We start from the raw sequence: 8,514 nt of genomic DNA, 5'->3' as shown, positions 1-8,514 counted from the left end.
GGCTTACGCCGTTTTGCGCGCCCTCTTTGTCGTAGCTAAACGCGCCCAGCTCGGTTGCGGCGACCGAAATTTTATCGCTGCGCGCGAGCGTAATCTGCGTATCCGCGATATTAAAGGCGCCAAAGCCCGTATGAAGGGCCGTATCGTTACCTTCGGCGTTAAATTTCAAAAAATTTTCGGTGATTTTAGTGTCGTTTGAGACGACCGAAATTTGCGGGTTTGCAAAGCTTGAGCGGTTTAGATCTACGCTTTTTACGGCGGAGTTTAGCCGCAAGTTCGCACCCGTTTTATTAAAATCCAGCACGAAATCCGCGACCCGCGCCCCCTCAAAGCCCGTGGAAATTTTAGTTTCGTTCATATTGTATTTTGCGTCCGAAACTAGAACTTTCGGAATCATCACTTTGCCTGAAATTTCATTCGAAACGTCCGTATTCAGCTCAAAACTCGGGATTTTTAGCGAGTCTAGAGAAATTAAATTTTGATCTTGCAAAATTTCTAGGCTTTGCAGCTCGAGCTTTGAGTTTTCAAGCGCAAATTTTATATTTTCATCAAGGCTCAATCGGTAATTCAGCGTGGCGGAAAGAAAGCCGTTTTTAAGCCGCACGCCGCTAGGATCGAGGTATGATAGCCAAAACGGATCGATTTTCAGCCGCGAGATATCTACCTTGCCGTGTAGACGAAGAGGCGCCAGGTCGATGGCTCCATCAAAGCTCAGCGCGTCGTATGTACGCGAAACGGCGCTTAAATCGTGCTCGCCGATCGTTTCGTCCTTTAAATTTAGTCCGTTGATCTCATAATTTAGCTCGGTCGAGATGAGCGAAAACGGCTTTTTCAGGGAGTTATCGACGTAGCCCAGAGAGCCGCGCTCGATCTTAAAATTATTCAGCGTGACGTTGAAGCTGGAGTTTTCATCCTTGTTTTCGCTCTTTTGCTCCGAAAGTAGCGGCTCAAAATTGAAGGTGCCGTTTTGTTCGCGCTCGATGTGAAATTTAGGGGATTTAAGATGCAAAATTTCTACCGCGAGAGTCTTTTTAAAAAGCTTCGAAAAACCGATTTTTAAATTTATCTCATCGGCGCTAAACAGCGGCTTAAAGGTGCTAAGCTCCGGCTTGGTGACGTTTAGCTCGTAGGTAAAGGGGTTAAATTTGGCGTCCTGCACGCTAAAGCTTGCTCTGCCCTCTAAAATTTTAGGCAGCGCTTTTTCGATAAAAAGCGGCACGCCGAAAAAGCCCGCGAGCACGTAAAATAGCGCAAACCCACTTACGCCGAAGGCAAACTTACGCCAGTGTTTTATAAAAAAATTTTTCATTTTTCCGCTCATTAATTTTGATAGCGTAAAATTATATCCAAAAATTTCGTGCAAAGGGTTAAATTTTGCTGGTTCACATCTGCTGCTCGGTCGATTGCGATTATTTTTTGCGCCGCTTAAAAGAGCTCACGCAAGAGCCGCTAATAGGCTATTTCTACGATCCAAACATCCATCCCTATGGCGAATATGTTCTTAGAATGCACGACTCAAAGCGGGTTTGCGAGAATTTGGGGATTCAATTTATCCCGGGCGAGTATGATTTTCAGGGCTGGCTGCAGGGTGCGCGCGGGCTTGAAAACGAGCCAGAAAAGGGCGCGCGCTGCGAGTTTTGCTTTGATTTTCGCATGCAAAAAACGGCCGAGCTCGCGCTAAGTCTAGGCGAGCGCAAAATCACTACGACTCTTTTGATGAGCCCCAAAAAATCGCACTCTCAGCTCTGTGCCTCGCTGCAGCGCATTTGCGAGCGCTACGGGCTGGAGTTTATCGCGCCCGATTTTCGCAAAAACGGCGGCACGAACGAGCAGTTTGCGCTCGCGAAAAAAGACGCGCTCTATCATCAAAACTACTGCGGCTGCATCTATGCGCTTACGGCGCAGCGGAATGATCAGCAAAGGGTTGAGCGAAATTTGGGCGGAAGTCTGACGGCGGATTTGAAGCGAAATTTAGCCCAAGGCGCCGAAATTTACGAGCTAATGTCGTCGATCGATCGGCAAATCCTGCCCGCTTCGGTAGAGGAGAAGTTGAAATTTTACAAAAAGCTTTGCTCGCTCGAAAGAAAAGGGGTTAAATTTAGCGTGCTGCGCGATCGGTTTTTAAACTACCGCCTGCTGCGCGCATGGATTAAATTTGACGGGCGTGTAGCGCCTTCGTTTGTGCTATTTGGCTCGCATTTTACGCGCGAAAACGTGAAGTTTAGCATAGAGCGCGAGTGCGAAATTTTTTGCAGCGACAAAGGCGAGATTAAAATTTTAAACCTGGCGAAATTTAACGAAATTTCAAGATCAAATTTCAAAAGCGTATCTGAGATGCTAAAAAATCCGCCGAGCCTCGCGCGCCAAAATAAAACTCGCGCTGCCCTGTGCGCTGCGGGCTCGCTCTCGCCGATCATCGTCACGGACGAGATAAGAGCCGCCAAAGTTCAAATTTACGGGCTCTCGCGCATATTTTTAGATGTTAGGGAAATTTTAGTAAGAATTTGATAAAATTCTAGAATTTCTAAAAAAGGCAGATTAATGATAGATATAAACGAAATCCTCTCCATCCTACCTCATCGTTTTCCGTTTTTGCTGATAGATCGCGTCGAAGAGCTCAGCATAGGTGAAAGTATCAAAGCCTATAAAAACGTAACCTACAACGAGCAGATCTTTCAGGGCCACTTCCCGGGGCACCCGATCTATCCAGGCGTAATGATTATCGAGGGCTTAGCGCAGGCGGGCGGCGTGCTGGCGTTTAAGAGTATGGAGAAAGACGGCGCCAATTTAAGCGACAAAGTCGTGTATTTTATGAGTATCGATAACGCTAAATTTAGAAACCCGGTCCGCCCCGGCGACAAGCTTGAGTATCGCATCAGCGTAATCAAACACCGCGGACGCATCTGGGTGCTAAAGGGCGAAGCCTACATCAACGACGGCGCCACACTGGCCGCGCAGGCTGAACTTCAAGCGATGATAATGGATAAATGATGGCTAAAGTTCACCACACGGCGATCATCGAGGACGGCGCGCAGATCGGAGTCGAGGTAACGATCGAGCCATATGCTTTCATAAGCGCGCAGGCGAAAATCGGCGACGGCTGCACGATCAAGCAGGGCGCGCGTATCATCGGCGATACGCAAATCGGCGAGAACTCTAAAATTTTTTCATACGCGATCGTGGGCGAAATTCCGCAGGATATGAGCTTTGAAGAGGGCGAGCGAACGGGGTTAGTCATCGGCAAAAACGCTACGATTCACGAGTTTTGCACGATCAGCTCGGGCTCGCATAAGGGCGACGGATTTACGCGCATCGGCGATAATCTCTTTATGATGGCGTATTGCCACATCGCGCATGATTGCGTGCTGGGCAGCAACATAATCCTAGCCAACAACGCCACGCTCGCAGGCCACGTCGTAATGGGCGATTATGCCGTTATCGGCGGGCTTACCCCCGTGCATCAGTTCGTCCAAATCGGCGAGAGCTGCATGATCGCAGGGGCTAGCGCGCTTAGTCAGGACGTGGTGCCGTTTTGCCTAGCCGAGGGAAATCGCGCCTATATCCGCGGGCTAAATTTAACGGGCATCCGCCGCCGCTTCGATAAAGAGACGGTCGAGACGATAAATCGGGCGTATAAATTTTTATTTAACCAAGGCGCGGGTCTAAAAGAGCAGGCGCAAATTTTATTAAACGAGACGAGCGATCAAAACGTGCGCAAGATGTGCGAGTTTATAATCAACACAAAACGCGGAATTCCGCTAGATAAAGGTAAAATTTAATGGCAAATAAGTGCAGTTTTTGCGGTGAGACGGGCGCGGACGGGCGTCGTATCTATCCTAACGACGACGGTACGGCGGCTATCTGCAGCTATTGTATCGATATGGCATATGCCGCTATCCACGGCAGCGAGGGTCAAAATGAGGCGGTACAAAATCAAAATAAAGAGATCGATTTCGAGGCTATCAAGCCAAAGGCGCTGATGGAGGTTCTAAACCGCTACGTCATCGGCCAGGAGCGCGCTAAGAAAATTTTTAGCGTCGGCGTTTACAACCACTATAAAAGAATTTTCAGGCAGACCGACGCGAAGGGCGACGATACCGAAATTTCAAAATCAAATATCTTGCTTATCGGGCCTACCGGCAGCGGTAAGACGCTTATGGCGCAGACCTTGGCGAAATTTTTGGACGTGCCGATCGCCATTAGCGACGCTACGAGCCTAACGGAAGCGGGCTACGTCGGCGAGGACGTAGAAAATATCCTCACCCGCCTTTTGCAGGCCGCGGACGGCGACGTAGAGAAGGCGCAGCGCGGTATCGTATTCGTAGATGAGATCGATAAGATCGCGCGAATGAGCGAAAACCGCAGCATCACGCGCGACGTAAGCGGCGAGGGGGTGCAGCAAGCGCTTCTTAAGATCATCGAAGGAAGCGTCGTAAATATCCCGCCAAAGGGCGGCCGCAAGCATCCAAATCAGGACTTCATCCAGATCGATACGACAAATATTTTGTTCGTCTGCGGCGGCGCGTTCGACGGTCTCGAGAAGATTGTCGACTCCCGTCTCGGAAGCGGTGGTCTGGGCTTCAACTCTCAGGTGGTCGCGAAGAATGCGCGGGAGGTGGATGAACTCTTCCACCAGGTCATGCCGCAGGATCTTGTGAAGTACGGTCTGATTCCGGAGTTCATCGGCCGCGTGCCGATTACGGTCGCGCTGGATTTGCTCGATGAGAATGCACTGGTGCAGATTCTGACTGCGCCGAAGAATGCTCTGATCAAGCAGTACCGGAAGCTCTTTGAGCTCGACAATGTGAAACTCGAGTTCACGGAGGGGGCGGTGCGCGAAATCGCTCACCTCGCGCTGGAGCGAAAGACCGGCGCCAGAGGTCTTCGCGCGATTGTCGAAGATGTGATGATGGATTTGATGTACGAAGTGCCCTCCGATGAGTCCGTCGGCATTTGCACGGTCACGGAGGAGATGGTACGGCATGAGGCCGGACCGCAGATTGTGCACCGCGAGTCGAGCATTCAGCGGGATCGCGAGAAACCCTCGCGGCCGGGCGAGATTGCCTGACGGCGCGCATATCCAAAGAAAAGAGTACAGAAACAGAATAGTGTGTGAACACGAGACTTGTGACAGGAAGGCGGGCATATGCCCGCCTTTTGAGTCATTTGCGGCACGAAGATAGGAGGAGGTCATGAGGACAAGGAGAAGATATCCTGTGGTTGCGATGCGCGCGCAGGTTGTTCTGCCGGGCGGCGTGGCTCGTTTTGACCTGAGCCGCAGCCGGACCGTCGCAGCTGTCGAGGAAGCCATGGTGCGGGACGGTCTGATTTTTCTGGTGGCACAAAAAAATCCGGAGGAGTTGGATCCGGGGGTGAGCGGCACATACCGCTACGGCACGCTGTGCCAGATTCGCTCGCTCACGCGGACATCGCGGGATACGCGGCGCGCAATGCTGTTCGGTATACGGCGCTGCATCGTGGAACAGCTGGTTCTGGAGGGCGATATCTACGAGGCGGAATTATATAACGCGCCGCTTCGGGAAATCGAGAAGGACGGCAAGGAGAAAGAAGCCATGCTCCGCGCGCTGAAGGGTTATCTGCAGCTCTACGCGCGGGAGGACAAGGCCTTTGCGGAGAAGTACCTGCCGCGGCTCATCTCGCAGACCGGACTCATGCAGCTTCTCAGGGACAGCTCTTCGCAGCTCCCCTGGGCCTGGGGCACGGGGCAGCGCTTGCTCGAGTGCAATACGGGCGATGAGTTTTACGAGGTTCTGACCGGTGAACTTTCGCGCGAAATCGATGTCGTGCGGATGCGCCATGAGTATGAGCAGAAGCTTCGCGTGCGCCTCGACCGGAGCCAGCGCGAATTCATGTTGCGGGAGCAGCTTCGCATCATCGAAGAGGAACTCGGGGAGGATGTAGGCACCGCGGGCGATGTAAAAGCCTATGCGGAAAAGATTGACGCGCTGCCCGCCGGGGACGAGGTGAAGCAGGCGCTTCGCCGGGAGACTTTGCGGCTCCGGCATCTGCCGCCGGGGACACAGGAATTTGCCCTGCAGCAGAATTACCTCGACACGGTGCTGGCGCTGCCGTTTGACCGCGTCACGGAGGATACGGCGAATCTCGTCGCGGCAAAGCGCGTGCTCGAACGGGATCATTACGGTCTTGAAAATGTCAAAGAGAAGATACTGAACTGCCTCGCCGTGCGGAAACTGAACCCGACGGCTTGGCAGGATGTACTCTGCCTTGTGGGACCGCCCGGAACGGGCAAAACGTCGATTGCCGAGAGCATCGCGCGCGCACTCGGACGGCGTTATGTGCGCATCAGCCTCGGCGGCATTCAGGACGAAGCCGAACTCCGCGGCCACCGCAGAACCTATGTCGGTGCGATGCCGGGGCGGATTGCGGAGGCTCTCCGGCGCGCGGGCAGCAAGAACCCGTTGATTCTGCTGGATGAGATTGACAAGCTATCGAAAGACTACCGGGGCCAGGCGGCCGCTGCGGCGCTTCTTGAGGTGCTCGACAGCTCGCAGAACCGGAGCTATCGCGATCACTATGTGGAACTGCCGATGGACCTCTCACAGGTCTTTTTCCTCGCGACGGCGAATACAACCGAGGGCATACCGGCGCCGCTCATGGATCGCATGAATCTGATTTATCTCAGCAGTTACACGGAGGCCGAGAAATTTCACATTGCGCGGCGCTATCTCCTGCCGCGGGCGCGCCGGAACGCGGGTCTCACGGCAGAGCAGTTTTCACTGACGGACGGCGCTGTCAGGACGCTGATTCGCTGCTACACGCGGGAGGCGGGGGTGCGCGGCGTTGAGCGAGAGCTCCGCGCGCTCACGGAAAAGTGCGTGAGGCAGCTTCTCTTAAAGGAGCGTGAGCGCTTCGCGATTACGGCGGGAAATCTCGAGGACTACCTCGGCAAGGCGCGCTTTCCGGCAAAACGGAGTCACCGGCGGGACGAAGTCGGCGTGGCACACGGGCTCGCGTACACCGCAGCGGGCGGCGTGGCACTCTCGGTTGAGGTCGAGGTCAATGTCGGCAGAGGGCTCTTCCGGCCGACCGGGCAGATGGGCGCCGTGATGCGGGAGTCTGCGGAACTGGCGCTCGTGGTCGCAAGGCAGCTTGCGGTAGAGCGCGGCACGCCGAGCGGCTACTTCCGCGAGCACGACTTTCACCTGCACATTCCGGCCGGGGCAATTCCGAAGGACGGGCCGAGTGCCGGCGCCGCGATGGCGCTTGCGCTGCTCTCGGCCTTCCGGCACGAGGCGGTGCGCGCCGATCTCGCGGTGACAGGCGAAATCACGCTGCGCGGTCATATTCTGCCGGTCGGCGGTTTGAAAGAGAAGTTACTTGCGGCGAGACGGGAGCGCTTCACGGCGCTCGCACTGCCGTACGAAAACCGCGCGGAGATTACAGCGCTGCCGAAGGAAGTTACGGCAGGATTAAAATTGTACTATATCAGAGAGTTTCGGGAACTTGCAGCGCTTGCGCTGACAGGACGGGGAGAAGAGACAGATGGAGAAGAAAGCGACAACAGTACGCCCCTCAGTGGCAGGTGCCTTTGGGAAAAAGCGGCCGAGCGTGAAGAAGGAGAGGGTGAAGAAGAAGGGAATTGAAGTTCCGCCGGCGGTGTGCCGCCCCTTAATCGGCGAAGACGGCAACAGTCAGATTAAGGATGCGGTGTTGCAGTTTGTGCTCGGTGTGACGAGCGCGCTGCCGGAGAGCGTTCTCCCGGAATTTGCGTTTGCCGGGAAGTCGAATGTGGGCAAGTCAAGCCTTTTAAATGCGCTTGTGAACCGCAAGGCGCTCGCGCGCACTTCGGCTCAGCCCGGCAAGACCCAGACCATCAACTTTTACCGCGTGAACGGCGCGGTCTACTTTGTCGATTTGCCGGGCTACGGCTATGCGAAAGTATCACAGGAATTAAGGCAAAAGTGGGGGAAAATGATAGAAAGGTATATTACTACCTCACCCACATTAAAACTGATCTGTCTTTTGGTTGATATAAGGCATGAGCCTACTGAAAATGACAAATTGATGTATGATTGGATAAAATATCACGGTTATAAGGTGCTTCTTATACTGACTAAAGCGGATAAGTTAAAAAGAAGTGTATTAAATAAGCATATAAAAATGATAGAAAAAGCACTTAAAGTGGCGGATGAAGATATGGTAGTGGCTTTTTCATCTGAATCTAAACAGGGTAGAGAAGAAGTGTATGAGATTATAAGCAATATGAGTGTTTCTTGAGTAAAAGTCCCCAAGGAATAATTATTAGGCAAAGAGGTATTGGATAAAGTCATAACTTAAATAAAAAAGAGCTGTGTAAACAGCTCCTTTTTTATTTGGTAAGTACAAGTTTATTTACTATAATTAAGCCCCGTTATTTTGTTCGCCCGCTGTTTGCTCAGCTGCCTGTCTTGCAGCTTCTGCAGCTGCCTGATTTGCAGCTTCCGCTTGCTGCTTTTGAACTATGACCGGATCTGTAGGATCAAATTTCTGATC

General features: G+C 52.8%; 7 protein-coding genes. 6 read left to right on the top strand and 1 reads right to left on the bottom strand.

Annotation, left to right across the window (positions count from 1 at the left end; genetic code table 11):
* Positions 1–1,309 (bottom strand): DUF748 domain-containing protein (locus Q0236_RS05575; RefSeq protein ID WP_297915904.1); only part of this gene is annotated, 1,309 nt, incomplete at its 3' end.
* A gap of 65 nt (positions 1,310–1,374) precedes the next feature.
* On the opposite strand from Q0236_RS05575, the gene Q0236_RS05570 reads away from it, so the two are divergent.
* The 6 genes from Q0236_RS05570 to yihA all read left to right on the top strand — a co-directional run bounded on the left by Q0236_RS05570 (position 1,375) and on the right by yihA (position 8,259).
* Positions 1,375–2,508 (top strand): epoxyqueuosine reductase QueH, encoded by a 1,134-nt coding sequence (locus Q0236_RS05570; RefSeq protein WP_297915901.1) that lies wholly within the window; start codon positions 1,375–1,377, stop codon positions 2,506–2,508.
* Between the two features lie 33 nt (positions 2,509–2,541).
* Complete coding sequence (fabZ, locus tag Q0236_RS05565) at positions 2,542–2,991, top strand: 3-hydroxyacyl-ACP dehydratase FabZ (protein ID WP_297915899.1); 450 nt, start codon at positions 2,542–2,544, stop codon at positions 2,989–2,991.
* The gene (gene lpxA, locus Q0236_RS05560) at positions 2,991–3,779 is read left to right on the top strand and encodes an acyl-ACP--UDP-N-acetylglucosamine O-acyltransferase (protein WP_297915897.1); all 789 of its coding nucleotides are present in this window, start codon (positions 2,991–2,993) and stop codon (positions 3,777–3,779) included. The genes fabZ and lpxA overlap by 1 nt, the downstream gene beginning before the upstream one ends.
* A complete protein-coding gene (gene clpX / locus Q0236_RS05555) occupies positions 3,779–5,068 on the top strand; it encodes an ATP-dependent Clp protease ATP-binding subunit ClpX (RefSeq protein ID WP_297915895.1) in 1,290 nt (429 codons plus the stop codon). The genes lpxA and clpX overlap by 1 nt, the downstream gene beginning before the upstream one ends.
* Positions 5,069–5,216: 148 nt before the next feature.
* Positions 5,217–7,625 (top strand): endopeptidase La, encoded by a 2,409-nt coding sequence (gene lon / locus Q0236_RS05550; RefSeq protein WP_297915893.1) that lies wholly within the window; start codon positions 5,217–5,219, stop codon positions 7,623–7,625.
* Positions 7,606–8,259, top strand: coding sequence for a ribosome biogenesis GTP-binding protein YihA/YsxC (gene yihA / locus Q0236_RS05545; RefSeq protein ID WP_297915890.1), 654 nt, complete (start codon positions 7,606–7,608; stop codon positions 8,257–8,259). The genes lon and yihA overlap by 20 nt, the downstream gene beginning before the upstream one ends.
* Positions 8,260–8,514: the final 255 nt, after the last annotated feature.

Source organism: uncultured Campylobacter sp. (genome assembly GCF_938031315.1).
Taxonomy (GTDB): domain Bacteria; phylum Campylobacterota; class Campylobacteria; order Campylobacterales; family Campylobacteraceae; genus Campylobacter_B.
Note: the sequence above shows the minus strand (reverse complement) of the source record. Positions and strands in the feature narration are given on the sequence as shown.

Bases quoted from the DNA above. Each gene is read 5' to 3' on its own strand.
- clpX (WP_297915895.1), top strand. From the start codon at position 3,779: ATGGCAAATAAGTGCAGTTTTTGCGGTGAGACGGGCGCGGACGGGCGT.
- lpxA (WP_297915897.1), top strand. From the start codon at position 2,991: ATGGCTAAAGTTCACCACACGGCGATCATCGAGGACGGCGCGCAGATC.
- fabZ (WP_297915899.1), top strand. From the start codon at position 2,542: ATGATAGATATAAACGAAATCCTCTCCATCCTACCTCATCGTTTTCCG.